The organism is Thiomonas sp., from assembly GCF_054608695.1.
This window is the reverse complement of the sequence record NZ_JBTRXV010000014.1, coordinates 1-16,824: the sequence shown is the minus strand read 5'-3', so window position 1 is coordinate 16,824 and position 16,824 is coordinate 1. Positions and strand designations below refer to the sequence as shown.

The window sequence follows — 16,824 nt, the reverse complement described above, 5'->3', positions numbered from 1 at the left end:
TGGCGCTGTACCACCACCAGGCGAGTCAGCAGGGCGCCTGGCAGAGAGAGAACCCGTGGCCGAAGTGCGCGGCGCCGAGGCTCCTGGACAGGCAACTGTAGGTTCGACGGAGCGCGGCCAGCAGTGCGGCGATGAACATCACCGCGCTGATATGCCCCCGAGTATTGGCTAAAACTTCGGGGAAGGGGGGTGTCTCTGGGGGGTTATTAGGGCCTGTTCACGCCATTTCTGCGCCCGTGCAGAAATGGCGTGAACAGGCCCTAGTTGCGCTGTCGACCAGATTCGGATTTTCACAAGGCATCACAATCGATTTCAACGGACACCTTCGAAGCAAGATCCTCCGCCGCTGAATTCCGCATCGAGCACAACAACCTCCATGTCAAACACTGCACGGCCTCCCAAACTCACGACTTTCCTGGAGCTGACGCGTTGCATCATCGAGGCTCTTCGTTGAAGCCTTGTTGTCCAGCATCGGGGAGATGGCATTTTGGTGTTTTGGCGAAGACTTCGCCCAACGCCTGGAGCTGGCACTTGAGTCGGGAGTCGGGCCTCACCGCTCACCAAGCCGAACTTGCCATGCTGGGCACGGCCTTGAGGCAGTTAGGCCGGGACCTTCTGCAAGCGTGGAATCTGGGCTCGATCATGCAGGATAGCCAGGAGGTCGCCCTGGCCAGCAAGCTGAGCACGGTCTCCCCAAAAGGTTGGACAACTCCTGAGGCGCAGCGAACCACCCATGCCATCAGTTTGCTGCTCAAGCAGACCGATACCGATACCTTGACGCGCCTGCAGAGCAACGCCGAACAAGCCACGTCTCTGGCACAAGCCCTGGGAGCCCATGAAGCCGCGCGTAGCATTCCGGCCGCGGCCAAAGACTCGTCCCCCCAAGCCTCCCAAACCAACGACGCATCGGCCTTGCTGGTCGTAGCTGATTTGCCGAGGGTCTTTCCGGTGCCCAATCCCCAGCAGCAGGTTCGCGCACTCACCGAGATGGGCCATGTGGCCAGCAGCCGCAAGGACTTGCCGATGGTGCTGGAAACATGCTTGGAAGGCATGCACCGCGCTGTCGGGCTCGACCGCTGCGTGCTGTGTTTGCTGACCCATACACGTACCCAGCTCATCGCACGCATGGCCGCAGGGCCCGAGACCACAGCGCTGCGACACCGCTTCCAATGGAACTGGACAACGGAGTTGGAGGCGCGTCTCAAACCGCAGACAGCACAATGGTTCACGGCCGACGCCCCGGGCCCCAATTTTCTGAAACAAGCCGGTGACTCCCAAGACGGCTTCATGGCCACTTTTACCGTGGACCACAAGGTCATTGGGATGTTCTACGCCGACTGTAAACCTTCAGGACGGACTCTAACCGCCGAAGGATTCGAGAGCTTTCAGTGCTTCGTGGCGCAGGCGGAAATGGTGGTGCGCGCACTGCCGTGACTGTGTCTGCATGCCAATAGCGCGTGGCTTCACGTTGACGTCAATACGGCGTCGGACTGTGACAGCTCTCGGGTGCTGGTGCGCCGGGGGTCACCTCCAGAGTGACGACCTTTTCTGAGGGTGCTCCGTTGGGGGCGATTGCGGCGATGACGCTCCTGTTCTAGGGTACTTGCGTCATCATGAGCACCTGACTCCACCAACGCCCGCCGCCGTGGGTGCGGCCGGCAGCCCGCCGCCCAGCTCGTCGTCAGCTATCAGGGAAGGTGAATCAATGGCCCTGGGCAGATGCGACGCGACCGCGGCCTGCGGGAGGGCAAGGGCGGCAGGGTGCGCGCCTCGGATGCACCGGTGCAGCGAAACCGGAAAACGCAAGCCCTTATCCAAGATGCCTGGCGAAAAACGCCAGGCTGCGTTCCATCGCCAGCTTGGCGCTGGGGGCGTCGAAGCTGCCGCGGGCATCGCAGTTGAAACCGTGGTCGGCGTCGTACACGTAGAACTCGGCCGTGGGGTTGGCGGCGCGCACCGCTTCGCGGTCGGCCTCGGTGATGTGGGCATCTTTCAGGCCGTAGTGGAACAGCAGCGGCGCGGTGGCTTTTTCGTCGACGAGTTGCACGTTGCGCCCGCCGTAATAGCTCACGGCCGGCAGGTTCAGGCGGATGGCCGAGAGGTAGGCGATGGAGCCGCCCCAGCAGTAGCCGACGACGCCGACCTTGCCCGCCCCGGCCACGGCCTTGGCGGCTGCCTGGACGCTGGCCAAGGCCTTGTCGAAACCGATTTTGCTCACGAGATCCAGGCCTTTTTGCATGCCGGCCTGGTCGTAGCCCAGTTCCACGCCTTTTTCCGCGGAGTCGAACACCGCCGGGGCGATGGCGGTGTAGCCGGCTTGCGCGTAGCGGTCGGCCACGATGCGAATGTGCGCGTTGACGCCGAAAATTTCCTGCACGACGACGATGCCGCCTTTCGATGGGCCGCTGGGCTCGGCCAGGTAGGCGCTCAGGTGTTGTCCGTCGGTCGTGTCGAGTTCGATGATCTTGCCCATGAAGAAGGTCTCCGTCAGGTTGTGGCCCGCACCATGCGGGTGGTCCATCCAGAATTCTCGCGGGCCGGGCGATTGTGTGCAGATGTCGCGTCGTATAGGCCCATGGTTTGCTGCCTTGAGCGGCGCACAGTCAGGACATGGTGGAGCGCAGGGCGCGGGCGCAGCGCAGGGCTTGCTGGGCATAGCCGCCGCCGCACATAGCCCTCGTGCAGCGCGAAGCCGGCCTGGTAAGCGGGCCAGAACCCGGCCGGCGGGCTGCCGAACAGCTCCATCATCGCCAGTTCCGCCTCGGCGTCCGACACCGACACGGCGGGGTCGTAGATCACCGGCTCACCGTTGGCCAGCATGGCCCGGTTGCCGCTCCACAAGTCGCCGTGGATCAGGCTGGGGCGTGGCTGGTGGCCGTCGGCGAACAGCGTCAGCAGGCTGTCGCCGACCGCGTCCACCTCCTTCAGCAAGGCGATGCCCACGCCACGCCGCGCCAGCGCCTCGCGCATCGGCACCAGGCGCTTGTCGCGCCAGAAGCCGATCCAGTCGGCCAGGGTGTCGGCCAGGGTCCAGCCGTTGCGCTGCAGGGTGGCGCCGATGTAGTTGTCGCGCTCCCAGCCGAAGCGTGGCTGCGGCCAGGCATGCAGCGCGGCGAGGCGTTCGCCCAGGCGCGCGCCGAAGCCGGGGTCGGGCGCGGCGAAGTCCAGCCAGTCCAGCGCCAGCATGGCCCCGGCAGCGGAGGCCTCGAATGCAGCCAGCCTGGGCACGGCGATGGTGTGGGTGGCGGCCAGGCTGAGCAGGCCCTCGCCCTCGGCGCGCAACAGGGCTGCGGCACTCGCGGCCGCGGTCTTGACGAACAGGCGCGCGCCGCCGCCGTCGCGCGCCTGCCAGGTGTCGCAAAAGTTGCTGGCGTTCAACGCCTGCAGCGTCCAGGCGCCACCCAGGCTGTGGTGCAGGCGGTCGGCAGCCTCGTGCGGGCTCATGGCGACCAGCGGCAATGGCGCAGCGCGCCTCAGGCCGCGGCTTGCTGCCGCAGCAGGCGTGCGAGGTAGCGCCCGGTGAGCGACTCGCTGCTGTCCACCAGCGCCGCCGGCGTGCCCGCGGCGACGATGCGGCCACCGCCCGAGCCGCCCTCGGGGCCGAGGTCGAGCACCCAATCGGCGCTGGCGATGACGTCGAGGTTGTGCTCGATGACGACGATGGTGTTGCCGGCATCGCGCAGGCGCAGCAGCACCTTGAGCAGCAGGTCGATGTCGGCGAAGTGCAGCCCGGTGGTGGGCTCATCAAGGATGTAGAGGGTGCGGCCGGTGTCGCGTTTGGACAGTTCCAGCGCCAGCTTGACGCGTTGCGCCTCGCCGCCCGACAAGGTGGTGGCGCTCTGCCCGAGGCGGATATAGCCCAAGCCCACTTCCTGCAAGGTTTGCAGCTTGCGGGCGATCGCCGGCAGCGCGCTGAAATGTTCCAGCCCCTGGTCCACGGTGAGGTCCAGCACCTGGGCGATGTTCAGGCCATGCCAGGTCACGTCCAGGGTTTCGCGGTTGTAGCGCTTGCCGTGGCAGACGTCGCACGGCACATACAGGTCGGGCAGGAAATGCATCTCCACCTTCACCAGGCCGTCGCCCTGGCAGGCTTCGCAGCGCCCGCCTTTCACGTTGAAGGAAAAGCGCCCGGCGTCGTAGCCGCGCTCGCGCGACACATTGGTTTGGGCGAACAGCTCGCGCAGCGGCGTGAACAGGCCGGTGTAGGTGGCCGGGTTGCTGCGCGGCGTGCGGCCCAGCGGCGATTGATCGACGGCGATGACCTTGTCCAGCCGCTCCAGTCCGTGCAGCGCGTCGAACGGCGCGGGCTCGGTGTGGGCGCCATTCAGCGCGGCGGCGCAGGCGGCGTACAGCGTGTCGTTCACCAGGGTGGATTTGCCCGAGCCGGACACGCCGGCCACCACCGTGAACAGGCCCAGCGGAATGCGCGCGGTGACCTCCTGCAGATTGTTGCCGCGCGCCCCGCTCAGCTCCAGCCAGTGCTCGCCCGGCGGGCAGCGGCTGCCGCCGGGGGCGATGCGCTTGCGCCTGGACAGATAGGCGCCGGTGAGCGAGGCCGGGTCGTGCGTGATGTGCGCCGCGGTGCCCTGCGACACCACCACGCCGCCATGCACGCCGGCACCCGGGCCCATGTCGATGACGTGGTCGGCGGCGCGGATCATGTCTTCGTCGTGCTCCACCACCAGCACGCTGTTGCCGAGGTCGCGCAGGCGCTTGAGCATGGCGATGAGCCGGTCGTTGTCGCGCTGGTGCAGGCCGATGCTGGGCTCGTCGAGCACATACATCACCCCGGTCAGGCCGGAGCCGATTTGCGACGCCAGGCGAATGCGCTGCGCCTCGCCGCCCGAGAGCGTGTCGGCGCTGCGCTCCAGGGTCAGATAGCTCAGGCCGACGTCGTTGAGAAAGCGCAGCCGGGTGGCGATTTCGCGCACGATGCGCGCTGCGATCTCGGCCTTGGCGCCTTCCAGCGCCAGCGCGTCGAACCAGGTCTGCGCCTGCTTCAGCGTCATGCGCCCCAGCTCGGGCAGCGCCAGGCCGCCCACGCGCACCAGCCGCGCTTCGCGCTTGAGCCGGCTGCCGCCACAGTCGGGGCAGACATGCACGCTGCGCAGGCGCGACAGCTCTTCGCGCACCGCCACCGTGTCGGTCTCGCGCCAGCGCCGTTCCAGGTTCGGCAGCACACCTTCGAACGGATGCTTGCGGCTCACCGCCTTGCCCTTGGGGTCCAGGCTGGTGAAGGTGATGGCCTCGCTGCCCGTGCCATGCAGCAGGCGCTGGCGCGCGGCGTCTGGCAGTTGCTCGAACGTGGTGTCGAGGTTGAACCCGTCGTGCATCGCCAGCGCCTGCAACTGCTCGTAGTAGAAGCGGTTGCGCCGGTCCCAGCCGCGGATCGCGCCGCTGGCCAGGCTCAGCTCGGGATGGGCCACCACCAGCGCGGCGTCGAACACGTCCAGTTGCCCCAGGCCGTCGCAACGCGGGCAGGCGCCCACCGGGTTGTTGAAGGAGAACAGCCGCGGCTCCAGCTCGGGCAGGGCGGTGGCGCAAATGGGGCAGGCGAAGCGGCTGTTGAAGCTCTGCTCCGCGCCGCTGTCCAGATCGAGCGCAATGGCGCGGCCGTCGCTCAGGCGCAGCGCGGCTTCCAGGCTTTCGGCCAGGCGCTGGCGAATGTCGCCGCCGGTTTTCACGCGGTCCACCACCACTTCCACGTCGTGCCGGCTGCCATCGTCCAGCGGCGGCAGGTGCTCGGCCTCGACGACGACGCCATCGACGCGAAAGCGCACATAGCCCTGCGCCCGCAGCGCCGCCAGCAACTCGGCATGGCCGCCCTTGCGCCCGTCCACCACCGAGGCCAGCAGTGCCAGTTTCTGCCCCGGCGGGCGCGCCATCAGCGCATCCACCATTTGCGACACGGTCTGCGCCTGCAAGGCCTGCTCGGGATGGTTGGGGCAATGCGGCGTGCCGGCGCGCGCCCACAGCAGTCGCACGTAGTCGTAAATCTCGGTGACGGTGCCCACGGTGGAGCGGGGGTTGTGGCTGGCGGACTTCTGCTCGATGGAGATGGCCGGCGCCAGGCCCTCGATCACGTCCACGTCGGGCTTGTCCATGCGCTGCAAGAACTGCCGCGCATAGGCCGAGAGGCTTTCCACATAGCGCCGCTGGCCTTCGGCATAGAGCGTGTCGAACGCCAGCGAGGACTTGCCCGAACCCGACAGCCCGGTGATGACCACGAGCTGGTTGCGCGGAATGTCGAGCGAGATGTTTTTCAGGTTGTGCGTGCGCGCCCCGCGCACGCGAATGCAAGCCGCCTCCGGCGGCGGCGTCGATGGCGCCGTTTCTGCCTCGGCCGGCGCGCCGTGCGGCGGCGTGGCGGACTGCGGGGCGATGAGGGCGAGGCGGTCTTGGGCGTTCATGGCGTCAGGGCGGGACAACATGCAACTATAGGCGCGCAGGCCCTCCCCGCGCACCCCTGCGGCTGAGCAGCAAGCGCTGTGCGCAGCGGCCCGGGGACATTTGATCGGGCGCAGCTTTGCCCGCTGCAAGCGTGCAATACATGCAACGAGCTGTAAAAAAGGGGAGTTTCCCGACCACTTGGGCCACTCGTATGGGTGGAGTGGGCGAAAATCCTGCCTGCACCCCGTTTCGGCTTCGTGCCCCCTGAGCCCACAGCCGCGCCCGAACCGCTGCCAACCGGGCAGGCCGCTCCGCTCTCCTGGCGGCCTCGTCGCCTCACCCCCATCACCCCATGTCCGCCACCACCACCAACAACCAAGCCACTTCCGTGCCGCCACTGCCCTCCGGCATGACCTCGCTGGAGCGCCGCGCCAGCCTCACCCTGGCCTCCATCTACGGCCTGCGCATGCTGGGGCTGTTTTTCATCCTGCCGGTGTTCGCGGTGTATGCCCAGACCCTGCCGCAGGGTCACGACAAGCTGCTGGTCGGGCTCGCCCTCGGGGTGTACGGCCTGACCCAGGCGCTGATGCAGATTCCCTTCGGCATGGCCAGCGACCATTTCGGGCGCAAGCCGGTGATGGTGTTCGGGCTGATCATCTTCGCCATCGGCTCCTTCGTCGCCGGGCATAGCAACGACCTCCATCTCATCATCGTCGGCCGCGCCATCCAGGGCGCCGGGGCGATTTCCGCCGCCATCTCGGCCATGATCGCCGACTCCACCCGCGAGCAGCATCGCACCAAAGCCATGGCCATGGTCGGCATGACCATCGGCCTGTCCTTCATCGTCTCGCTCATCTTCGGCCCGCCCATCTACCACGCCATCTCCGTCCCCGGCATGTTCAATCTCACCGGCATCCTGGCGCTGCTGGCGATTGCCGTGGTCATCTGGGTCGTGCCCAGCGCACCCATGGTGCACAACGCCGAGGAGTTGCAAGGCCATTGGGCGCGCGCCGTGTTCACGCCCGCGCTCATCAAGCTGAACTTCTCCATCTTCGTGGTCAATTTCCTGCAGGTCAGCATGTTCGTGGTGGTCCCGGTCGCCCTGGTGAAGTACGCCGGCATTCCGCTGCTGCACCACTGGATGGTCTACCTGCCCGTCACGCTGATGTCCTTCGCCCTGGCCATTCCCGGCATCATCTGGGCCGAGAAATACGGCTATATGAAACCGGTGTTCGTCGGTTCCGTGGCGCTGCTGGTGCTGACCATGGTGGGCTTCGCCTTTGGCTACAAGCATCCGCTGGGGCTGATCGCCGCGCTGTTCTTCTTCTTCCTCGCCTTCAATGTGATGGAGGCGCTGCTGCCCTCGCTGGTGTCGCGCACCGCGCCGCCCAGCCGCAAGGGCCTGGCCATGGGCTTCTACAACACCGGGCAGTCGCTCGGGCTGTTCGCCGGTGGCGCCACCGGTGGTCTTCTGGCGCAGAACTTCAGCCGCGAGGCGGTGTTTCTGGCCGCTGCGCTGCTGGCCATGGTGTGGCTGCTGGTGTCCCTGACGATCACCCCGCCAGCGCCGCGCCACATGATGCCCAAGCCCGCCGAGGCCGGCTGATTGACCCGTGCCGCATGCCCGCGCTGCTGCGCTGGCTCGACCAGGCTGGCTCACAGCAACCACGTCAGGCCGGCGCTTGGGTGGCGCGGCGCTGCTTGGCGCTATCCTTGCTCCCCGACATCCCGCGGCGGCCGTGCGCGCCGTCGGCAAAAACCCGCCGCGCGGGCAACTTACCCTGCATCAGGATTCGCTATGGCCTCCGTCAACAAAGTCATCCTCATCGGCAACCTCGGCCGTGACCCCGAAATTCGCTACGCCCCTTCGGGCGCGGCGGTGTGCAACGTCGCCATTGCCACCACGCGGCAGTGGAAAGACAAGGCCGGCGAGAAAAAGGAAGAAACCGAATGGCACCGCGTGGTGTTCTACGACCGCCTGGCGGAAATTGCCGGTGAGTACCTGAAGAAAGGCCGTCCGGTGTACGTGGAAGGCCGCCTGAAATACGGCAAATACACCGACAAGGACGGCATCGAGCGCTACACCACCGACATCGTCGCCACCGAAATGCAACTGCTCGGCGGCCGTGAAGGGGGTGGAGGAGGAGGCGGCGGTGGTGGCGGCGATGACGAAGGCAGCCACAGCCGCAGCCGCGAGGCCGCCCCCGGCCGTGCCGCACCCAGCCGCGCCTCGGCGCCTGCAGCCAGCAAACCGGCGGGGAATTTCGACGACATGGACGACGACATTCCGTTTTAAAAACCACCAACAGCTACTTCGTAGCGTTTGACCCATAACCCAGCGTCACTGCTGGGTTTTTTGTATGGGTGTTGCCAACCGACATCGCGCGCGTGTCCGAAGCGCTGCGCGGCATCAAGTGGTTCTACCGCCAGTTGCTGTCTGCGCGCGGGCTGGGCCTGTGCGCAGAGCCGCTCACGCCGGCCGAGCGCCGCCTCGTCCCGGAACTGCTCAACGGCGACAGTGAAGAAAGTCATCGCCGGCCTCTCGGACTGACGCCGGCGACGCTGCATGGCGCGCTGCGCCCTTGAACATCTATCGCCTCAGCCAGATCGAGTCCTCGTTTGGCAGGGCGTGTGCCGAGGCACTCGGTCCTTCGTCGGATGCTCGCGGGTTGGCGGACGAGCGGGACGAGCACGCCACGCGAGGGCAATGGCTGCGCCACAAGGGTGACGTTGCGCACGCGATGGTTCGAATCGTGCGTGGGCGGGTGAAACTGGTCGAATCGAACAGGGAACTCTTGCCCGGCCAGTTCTTCGGCGAGATTGCCATCTTTTCCGAAACGGGACGGCACCCTGACGCGGCTCGCTTCGAGGACGATTGCGAACCCCGGGTCATCCCGGCGGCCGAGGTCATCGCACGCTGCGACCAGGATGCCGACTTTCGCCTCGGCATCGTTCGGGCCCTGGCTGCCCAGGCACAGGACAGGCTGCCGGTCTACGGCGTCAACGCCGCCACCGACGCACTCAACCCCGCCCCCCACAGTCCGTTCGCCGCAGGAACGACCCCATCTCCATCACCATTGCGCAACCTTGAAACCGTGATCACCACCGTTTCCGGGAACGTTTGAACCAGGAACCGTCGCACCTTGCAGTGCGTGGCCCAGCACGGCTGCAGTGACCACGGTGCGCGGCCCCATGATCGGGCACCGAGAGGCAGCGCATCGACCTCGACATGCTGCGGGCGGCCTTGCCTCAGGCCGGCTTGCGCGCCACGGCGTCGATCAGCGCCGAGATGCCGGCGTGGCCGGGGCCTTCATGCAGGGTGTCTTCGTGTTCGCGCAGCAGCAGCCAGTCGGCCTGCGGCAGCAGTTCGCGCAGCATGGGCGTGGTGTAGAGATGCTCCAGCTTGCCGGGGCCGCCGGTGCGGTAGTCGAGTTGCTTCGGCGTGTAGCCCTGCAGCAGCAGGATGCCGCCGGGCTTGAGGGTTTGCCACATGCCGGCGAACAGGCGCGCGCGCATGGCCGGGTCGGCAAACTGCACGAAGATGGCGGCGACGGCGTCGAAGGCTTGCGGCGTCCAGGCCCAGTCGTCCACGCCGGCGGCGCGGAAGTCGAGGCTCTGGCCACGCTCGGCGGCCCAGGCGCGGGCCTTGGCCACGGCCACGGGGGAGAGGTCGAAGGCGGTGACGGCATGGCCCTGCTCGGCCAGCCAGATGGAGTTGCGGCCCTCGCCGTCCGCCACGCTGAGCACGCGGCTGCGCGGCGCCATGCGCTGTGCCTCACGCTGCAGGAAGGCGTTGGCCGTGGCGCCGAACAGCAGGCCGGGCTGGGCGAAGCGGGCGTCCCACATGCCGCGGGCGTCGCCGAAGCCGGAGGCCGGGGCGGGGGATGCCGGGGCGGATGCGGTGGTGGAAGCTGCGGGGGGTGCGGGGGATGCGGCGGGGTCGGGATGGGTCATGGCGGGGCAGTGGTCGGTCGATGTGTCGCAGGGAAGTTGGGGCGTCAATCAGGCCGGGGTCGCGGCCATTGCAGCGCCTGGCAAGGACATCATTGTTCCTGCTCACTTGAGTTGCTGCCCGCTGCCGTCGAACACCGACACGGTGATGGGGATGCCCTGGCGCACGCTTTCGCCCACGGTGCAGAACTGCTCGAACTGATCGAGGATGCGCTCCAGGTGATTGAGGCTGGCGGCCGCGGCGCCCATGCGGATGTCCACCGCGATGTGCAACACGCGCAGCCGCCCGGCCGGGTTGCGGCCAATCTCGCCGCGCGCCGTGGTGGTGATGCCGCCTGGGTCGTTCTTGAACTTGGCCAGCGCGAAATACAGGCTCGAACTCATGCAATTGCCCACCGCCGCCAGCAGCAGATGCGCGGGCGATGGACCGGCGCCCGCGCCCAGCGGCGCCGGCTCGTCGGACAGCACATGCGGCAGGTCGGGGCTGAAGCTGATGTCGAACTGGTAGGCCTGCTGCTGGCGCAGGGTGACGCTGGGTTGGGCTTCTTCGGCCATGGCGATCTCCGGTTGGCGTGGTGCAAGCTTACGCAAGCCCGCTCGACGCCGATTTGCGTTGACGCAGACATGCAGCACCAGCGTAGCGCTGCGGTGGAGGTCGCCCGGGGTTATGGCGTCCATGCACGCGCGTGGCCCCTTCCCGCCTTCAGACCAGACGCAAATCCACCGGCTGGCTGCCGGGGAACACCGCCTGCAACTGCCCGGGGCTCAGCCCCCACAGGCGGGCGAACAGGCCGCCGAGCAGGGCGCGGTCTTCGGTGAGCACCGGGTCATCACGGTTCTGGTTGAGCGTGGCCGGCGACAGCGCCACTTGCTCGCCGGCGATGCGCCCGCCGCGCACCGCGCCGCCCAGCACCCAGTACACCGTGCCATGGCCGTGGTCGGTGCCGCGGTTGCCGTTTTCACGGAAGGTGCGGCCGAATTCGCTCAGCACCACCACGGTGGTGTCGCGCCAGGCCGGCCCCATGGCCTGCGCCAGTGCCGCCAAACCCTGGCCGAGGGCACCGAGCTTGTCGGCCAGCTGCCCCTGGGCGCCGTTGGCGCCGGCTTCGTTCACATGGGTGTCCCAGCCGCCGACGTCGATGAAGCCGAGGTCGAAGCTGGCGCGCATCAAGCCGCCCACGCGCGTGGCCTCGGCCACGAAGCCGCGCGGATTGATGGCGCCGCGGCTGGCGGCCACCATCTCGGCCTCCCAGCCTCGCGCCTGCATGTCGTGCATCACCGTGGCGTGCACGGCAAAACCCTCGCGCACCGAGGCGCCTTGCGCGGTGCTGCCCCACATGCGCTCCAGCAGCGCTTGCTGGCGCGGGTCGATGCCGCTGCGGCCCACCTGGCCCATGGCCATATTGGGCACGCGCTCGGCACCGCGCAGCGACAGCGGCAGTTGCGCGGTGAAGGCCATGGGCTGGGCGCGGCCACCGAGTTGCTGCACCAGGCGGTTGAGAAAACCGTCGTTGAAGTCGCGGGTTTGCGGGCCCTGGCCGAGTTCGATGTGGTCTTGCGTCTCGAAGTGGCTGCGGGTCATGTCGCGCGTGCCGGCGAAAGGCACGAAGGCGAGTTGCCCGGCTTGCCACAGCGGCAGCATGCTTTCGCGCAATGCCGGGTGCAGCGCCCAGTGGGCGTCGAGCCGGATGGCGCCGTCCGGTCCGCCTTCCGTGCTGCTTGCCGGCCGGGGCACGGCGATATGCGGGCGCGACTCGTAGTAGAAGTCGCTGGTGTAGGGCACGAGCAGATTGGTGGCGTCGTAAGCGCCGCGCAGGAACACCAGGAGGAACTTGGGGCCGCCCGGCGCGGGTGCGGCCCATAGCCGGCTCATCGGCGCGGCGAGTGTGGCGGCGGCAGCGGCTTGGAGAAAGTGGCGACGTTGCATTGCAGTCTCCTTGGCGTTCAGTCGTTCATGAATTCGGGGGAAGACAGCCACAGCGCGTTCCAGCTCACGCGCTGGTCGGCCTGGGCCAAGGCCTGCAGCGTGGCACGGCTCAAGGCCGGTTCGGCGGCGAGGAACACGGCGCTGCGGGCGAGGTCGGGCGGGGGCAGGCGCGGGTGCGGGTTGGGGCCTGGACGTGGTGCTGTGTTGGTTTGCGGCATGGCAGCGGCCATGCCGCTCATGCCGCCCATGGTGTCAGCGGCATCCATCGTCGCGTCGATGCGCAGGAAAGGCGGCGGCGGGCCGAACAAGGCGGGTGCACCGCTGCCCAGCCACCGCGCCACCTCGAAGCGCGTGGTCAGTTGCCCCGGGCTGTCCCAGGCGCCGCTGTTGAGTGGATAGCCGTCGGGCGTCTGCCGGCCGTACAACGGCTCGCCCAGCTTGTCGAGCATGCCGATGAGCGGCTGCGGGTTGGTGATGACGCGGCCATGCAGACTCGCGCGCGCCGCCGACACCACATAGCGCATCGGGTCCTTGAACTGCGGCGCGCCCAAGCTGGCGGCGAATTGCGGACTGGTGAACATGGTGCGCAGCACGGCGGCGATGTCGCCGTTCGTCCGCGCCCAGGTGCGCACCATCGCGTTCACCATCACCGGGTCGGGATGGTCGGCAACGAAGTACTGCGCCAGCTCGAAGCTCACATGCCGCGCCGTGGCCGGGTCGTCGGCCAGCAGGGTGATGACCCGCTCGATCTCGTCCAGCCCGCGCCCATGCAGGGTCTGGCCCAGCACCAGCTTGGGGCCGGGGTCGTGGCGCGCGGGGTTGAACACCACCAGGCCGCGCTGCCAGAGCTCATCGCGCAGGGCAGGGCGCACACGCACGGGGCGGTCGGCCAGGTCCACGCCCAGGCCCGTGAGCACGCGCGCCAGGTTGGTCACATCCGCCTGGGTGTAGCCGGCGCCCACACCCAGGGTGTGCAGTTCCATCACCTCGCGGGCGTAGTTTTCGTTGACATGGCCGCGCGCGTTTTGCGCGTTGTTCAGATACAGCAGCATCTGCGGCGAAAACATGGTGGCTTGCAGCAGATCGCGGAAATGCCCGAGCGCGTGCGGCGCAATCACGCGCTGGGTGTAGTCCGCCATCATCGGCCCGATATTGCCGCCCCGGAAGACGTTGAAATGGTTCTGCCAGAACCAGGTGAGGCGCTGCTGCAACTGGTTGGGGGCGTACACCGCCAGCAACAGTTGCTGCGCCATGGCCTGCTGGGTGAGCTGGTTCTTGCCGGCCTGGATTGCTTTCAGTCGCGCCTGCGCTTGCGTCGCGTCGTCGCCACCCTCGCGCTTGCTCAGGAACAGTGCCCGCTGGGCGCGTGCCAGCGGGGGGACGAGTGCGGTGAGCGGCCGGTTCACCGCCAGAGCAGCGAGCTGGGCTTGCACCTCGGGCGGCAGCGCCGGGTCGGGGTCGGGGCGCAACTGCGCATCGAGATAGCGCGCGGCGCCCAGGCGCTGCAGGGTTTGCAGTTGCGCGGCTTCGGCGCCCCAGCCGATGCGGTCGAGAAAGGCCACCGGATGGGCGCTTGCCGCGGCATCCAGCGCGCCCGAGGCCGCAGGCTGCATGGGCTGCGGCCTCGCCGCGAGCTGTGCGGTCGCTTGCGTCCGGGCATGCGCCGCGCAGCCTGCGAGCAAGGTGAAGGCGAAGAGCATGGCGGCACGGCGCGGGGTGCGCTGGGATGAAAACTCAACGGCAGGCGCTTGCATCGTGGGCGGTCGCGAAAAGGGTCGAGGGGCTTGGCGGGCGGCTCGTGCAGCTCGGCGAGCCATTTCCGCGTGGTTGGCATAACGTCAGCGCCCGAGCGCTGCCGACACGCGGCGCATGCCCGGATGCGAAGGTTGTAAGCGCGTGTTGCAATGCCTGCGCAGGGGCGATGAGCGCGGCCGTGAATCCGCATGCATCGGAGGTTGGCGCGACATTCCGTGGGAAAGTCGTTGACGCATGCCGCGATACGCATCCATCATTCGGCCCATGCCCCCATCCGCCGCATCCACGCGCTCCGATCTGCCGGCCGCCTATGGCCCCGAGGCCGACGCCTGCTTGCACGCCGTGGCCCCTGCGCTGATCGAGCAGGTCGGGCCGTGGGTCGACGCCTTCTACGCCCAATTGCGGCTGCTCGAAGGGCCGGCGAACTTGCTGGCGCTGTTCGGGGAGGACGATTTCGCCGCGCTCGCATGCCACCAGGCCACGCATCTGCGCCTGCTGCTCGACCCGGCCAGCCGGGCCGATGCGGTGCGCGTGGCGTCCATGCATGCCGGGCGCATGCATGCGATGACCGGGGTGCCGGTCGCCTGGCTGGTGCGCGGAACCGCGCTGTTGCAAGACCTCATGCTGCGAGGCCTGCAACGCGCCGCGCAAACCCTCGACGCTTCGTCACGCGAGGCCGCGCGCTTGGTGCTCGGCCAGCGCTTGATGCAGGATCTGCACGATCAGGTCGTGGCGCACCAGGCGGTCGAGGCGCAGCAGGTTGATGCCATGGCACGGCTCGACGACTTGCTGGCGCTCGGACTGGCGCCGCCGGATCTGGCCGCCGGCGCGCTCGATGCCCTGCATGAACTCGACGGCATGGCGGCCGTCACGCTGGGGCGGCCCGATGCCGACGGCCATCTGCAGTTCGAGGTGGTGCGCGGTGACGGCTTCGAGTCCTATGTGCGACGCGTGGCGCAGGGCCGGGCGCAGCCGGTGGGCGTGCACGCCGACCAAGCCATCGGCGCCGGCGCTTCCGGGCTGGCCTGGCGCAGCGGGCAGCCGCAGCATGTCGTCTCCTACGCCACCGACCCGCGCATCGCCCCCTGGCGCGAGGAGGCGCGGGCGCTGGGCATTCGCAGCAACGTCGCCATTCCCTTGCTCGACGCCGATGGCCAACCCTTTGCCATGGTCGACCTGTATGCGGCCTGGCCGGGCTATTTCAGCGCGCCGATGCGCCGCCCCTTGCTCGGGCATGTGCAGCGCAGCCTGAGCCTGGCGCTGTCGCGCGGGCTGGCGGGCAGCCGCGTCATTCCTTATCAAAGCCGCCGGCTGTACCGCCTGGGCCTGGAGAGCGGCGCGCTGCAGATGCTGATGCAGCCGGTGGTCGATCTGCGCAGCGGCCTGCCGGTGAAATGCGAAGCCCTGGCGCGCCTGCGCGAGACCGATAGCGGTCGGCTCATCGGCCCGGCGGAATTCCTGCCCGCGTTCGATGCGCGCCAGTTGCTGCTGCTGTTCGAACTCGGCCTGCAACAGGCGCTCGCCGCGCAGCGCGCCTGGGCGGCGCAGGGGCTGGATCTGGGCGTATCCATCAACCTGCCGCCGCAGGGCCTGAGCGACCCCGCCTTCGTGCGCGTGGTGCAGACCCAGTTGCACACCAGCGGCGTGCCACCCGCACGCCTGACCCTGGAGTTGCTCGAAAGCGGCGAACTGGGCGAAGCCACCGTGCGCGAGCCACTGATGGCGCGGCTGCAGGCCCTGGGCGTGCAATTGGCCGAGGACGACCTCGGCTCCGGCTACAGCTCGCTGCTGCGCCTGGACAGCCTGGCGTTCGACGAGGTCAAGATCGACCAGGGCCTGGTGCGCCGTGCCACGCTGGCGCCGCAAAAGGCGCTGGACTTCATCCGCCACCTGGCACGGCTCAGTCAGGACCTGAACATTCCGGTGACGGTCGAAGGGCTGGAGACCCCGGGGCTGATCGAGGCCGCCGCCCTGCTCGGCGCCGATTTCGGCCAGGGCTGGGGCATCGCCCGGCCCATGCCGGCGGCCGAAATACCGGCCTGGGCGGCCAACTGGCGACTCGACCTCGACCCGCAGCAACCGCGCACCGCCCTGGGCGCCTACGCCGCTTATCTGCTGTGGGAGGCCCAGCTCGGCGCCCTCGCGCCCTGGCCCGACCTGCTGCATCGCTTCGTCCACGTGCCCTGTGCCCTGGGCCATTACCTCGCCGCGCAGAATCTGCGGGGCGAGGCGCTGGAGCGCGCCTGCCTGGCAGTGCTCGCCGCCGCGCCGCAAGGCCCTGCGAGCCAGGCCTACAGCCAGGCCCGCAACACCCTGCGCGCCCTGCTCGCCGCCCATGTGCGCCAGGCCAACGGCCTGCCGGCGGGCTGAGCGCTGCGGTTCCAATCCAGCCGTCGTCGTGTTGGCCGGCGCGAAAGTTCTCCCGGCCGATGCGCGCCCCCAGACCTGCCGCTTCGCTTCAGGCATCCCGAGGGGGATGAGAAAACTTCGGGGGGCGGTGCGTTTTCTCATGAGCCGGCTGCCGGCGCGTCGGGCGCGCGCCGCCGACGTGTGCTGCAGCGCCACCAGAGATGCGGCACAATCGAAACACGCATCGCGCCCGCCAAGTACGGGCCGAGTCTGCCGGTGCGGGGTTGCCGCACGACCTGTCCCTGGAGGAATGCGTCATGTCCTGGTCCCACCGTCTCCTGTTGCAGCCGGCAGAGCAGCGCCTGGCCAACCTGCCGCTGCCGTGTTCCGTGCAGCTTCCCGGGGGCCAGCGCATTGGCGCCGTGCAGCCCCGACTGCGCCTGGTGGTGCGC

13 protein-coding genes are annotated in these 16,824 nt (G+C 68.4%); 6 read left to right on the top strand and 7 right to left on the bottom strand.

The features are described from left to right. Nucleotides 1-531 precede the first annotated feature (531 nt). The gene (locus ACYCUK_RS07660) at nucleotides 532-1,434 is read left to right on the top strand and encodes a GAF domain-containing protein (protein ID WP_461594203.1); all 903 of its coding nucleotides are present in this window, start codon (nucleotides 532-534) and stop codon (nucleotides 1,432-1,434) included. A 376-nt stretch (nucleotides 1,435-1,810) separates the two neighbouring features. On the opposite strand, the gene ACYCUK_RS07655 is transcribed toward ACYCUK_RS07660, so the two are convergent. Genes ACYCUK_RS07655 through uvrA form a run of 3 tightly spaced genes read right to left on the bottom strand, consistent with a single transcriptional unit; the run spans nucleotide 1,811 to nucleotide 6,410 of the window. Further along, nucleotides 1,811-2,473, bottom strand: coding sequence for a dienelactone hydrolase family protein (locus ACYCUK_RS07655; RefSeq protein ID WP_461594241.1), 663 nt, complete (start codon nucleotides 2,471-2,473; stop codon nucleotides 1,811-1,813). A gap of 14 nt (nucleotides 2,474-2,487) precedes the next feature. After that, nucleotides 2,488-3,444, bottom strand: coding sequence for a fructosamine kinase family protein (locus ACYCUK_RS07650; protein WP_461594202.1), 957 nt, complete (start codon nucleotides 3,442-3,444; stop codon nucleotides 2,488-2,490). Nucleotides 3,445-3,473: 29 nt separating this feature from the next. Then, complete coding sequence (uvrA, locus tag ACYCUK_RS07645; RefSeq protein ID WP_461594201.1) at nucleotides 3,474-6,410, bottom strand: excinuclease ABC subunit UvrA; 2,937 nt, start codon at nucleotides 6,408-6,410, stop codon at nucleotides 3,474-3,476. A 332-nt stretch (nucleotides 6,411-6,742) separates the two neighbouring features. On the opposite strand from uvrA, the gene ACYCUK_RS07640 reads away from it, so the two are divergent. The 4 genes from ACYCUK_RS07640 to ACYCUK_RS07625 all read left to right on the top strand — a co-directional run bounded on the left by ACYCUK_RS07640 (nucleotide 6,743) and on the right by ACYCUK_RS07625 (nucleotide 9,515). Then, the gene (locus tag ACYCUK_RS07640; protein WP_461594200.1) at nucleotides 6,743-7,996 is read left to right on the top strand and encodes an MFS transporter; all 1,254 of its coding nucleotides are present in this window, start codon (nucleotides 6,743-6,745) and stop codon (nucleotides 7,994-7,996) included. A 192-nt stretch (nucleotides 7,997-8,188) separates the two neighbouring features. Further along, on the top strand, nucleotides 8,189-8,686 hold the full coding sequence (locus ACYCUK_RS07635) for a single-stranded DNA-binding protein (protein WP_461594199.1): 498 nt from the start codon (nucleotides 8,189-8,191) through the stop codon (nucleotides 8,684-8,686). Between the two features lie 71 nt (nucleotides 8,687-8,757). Next, nucleotides 8,758-8,976 carry a hypothetical protein gene (locus tag ACYCUK_RS07630; RefSeq protein ID WP_461594198.1) on the top strand — a complete coding sequence of 73 codons (219 nt, stop codon included), beginning with the start codon at nucleotides 8,758-8,760 and terminating at the stop codon, nucleotides 8,974-8,976. Further along, nucleotides 8,973-9,515 (top strand): cyclic nucleotide-binding domain-containing protein, encoded by a 543-nt coding sequence (locus ACYCUK_RS07625; RefSeq protein ID WP_461594197.1) that lies wholly within the window; start codon nucleotides 8,973-8,975, stop codon nucleotides 9,513-9,515. Before ACYCUK_RS07630 ends, ACYCUK_RS07625 begins: the two co-directional genes overlap by 4 nt. A gap of 124 nt (nucleotides 9,516-9,639) precedes the next feature. On the opposite strand, the gene ACYCUK_RS07620 is transcribed toward ACYCUK_RS07625, so the two are convergent. From ACYCUK_RS07620 to ACYCUK_RS07605, 4 genes are all read right to left on the bottom strand, one after another. Next, nucleotides 9,640-10,344, bottom strand: coding sequence for a class I SAM-dependent methyltransferase (locus ACYCUK_RS07620; RefSeq protein ID WP_461594196.1), 705 nt, complete (start codon nucleotides 10,342-10,344; stop codon nucleotides 9,640-9,642). A 102-nt stretch (nucleotides 10,345-10,446) separates the two neighbouring features. Continuing rightward, the gene (locus ACYCUK_RS07615) at nucleotides 10,447-10,896 is read right to left on the bottom strand and encodes an OsmC family protein (protein ID WP_461594195.1); all 450 of its coding nucleotides are present in this window, start codon (nucleotides 10,894-10,896) and stop codon (nucleotides 10,447-10,449) included. A 148-nt stretch (nucleotides 10,897-11,044) separates the two neighbouring features. Then, the gene (locus tag ACYCUK_RS07610; RefSeq protein WP_461594194.1) at nucleotides 11,045-12,268 is read right to left on the bottom strand and encodes a DUF1501 domain-containing protein; all 1,224 of its coding nucleotides are present in this window, start codon (nucleotides 12,266-12,268) and stop codon (nucleotides 11,045-11,047) included. Between the two features lie 17 nt (nucleotides 12,269-12,285). After that, a complete protein-coding gene (locus tag ACYCUK_RS07605) occupies nucleotides 12,286-14,022 on the bottom strand; it encodes a DUF1800 domain-containing protein (protein ID WP_461594193.1) in 1,737 nt (578 codons plus the stop codon). Between the two features lie 265 nt (nucleotides 14,023-14,287). Between ACYCUK_RS07605 and ACYCUK_RS07600 the strand changes: the two genes are divergently transcribed. Then, nucleotides 14,288-16,393, top strand: coding sequence for an EAL domain-containing protein (locus ACYCUK_RS07600; RefSeq protein WP_461594192.1), 2,106 nt, complete (start codon nucleotides 14,288-14,290; stop codon nucleotides 16,391-16,393). Nucleotides 16,394-16,824 lie beyond the last annotated feature (431 nt).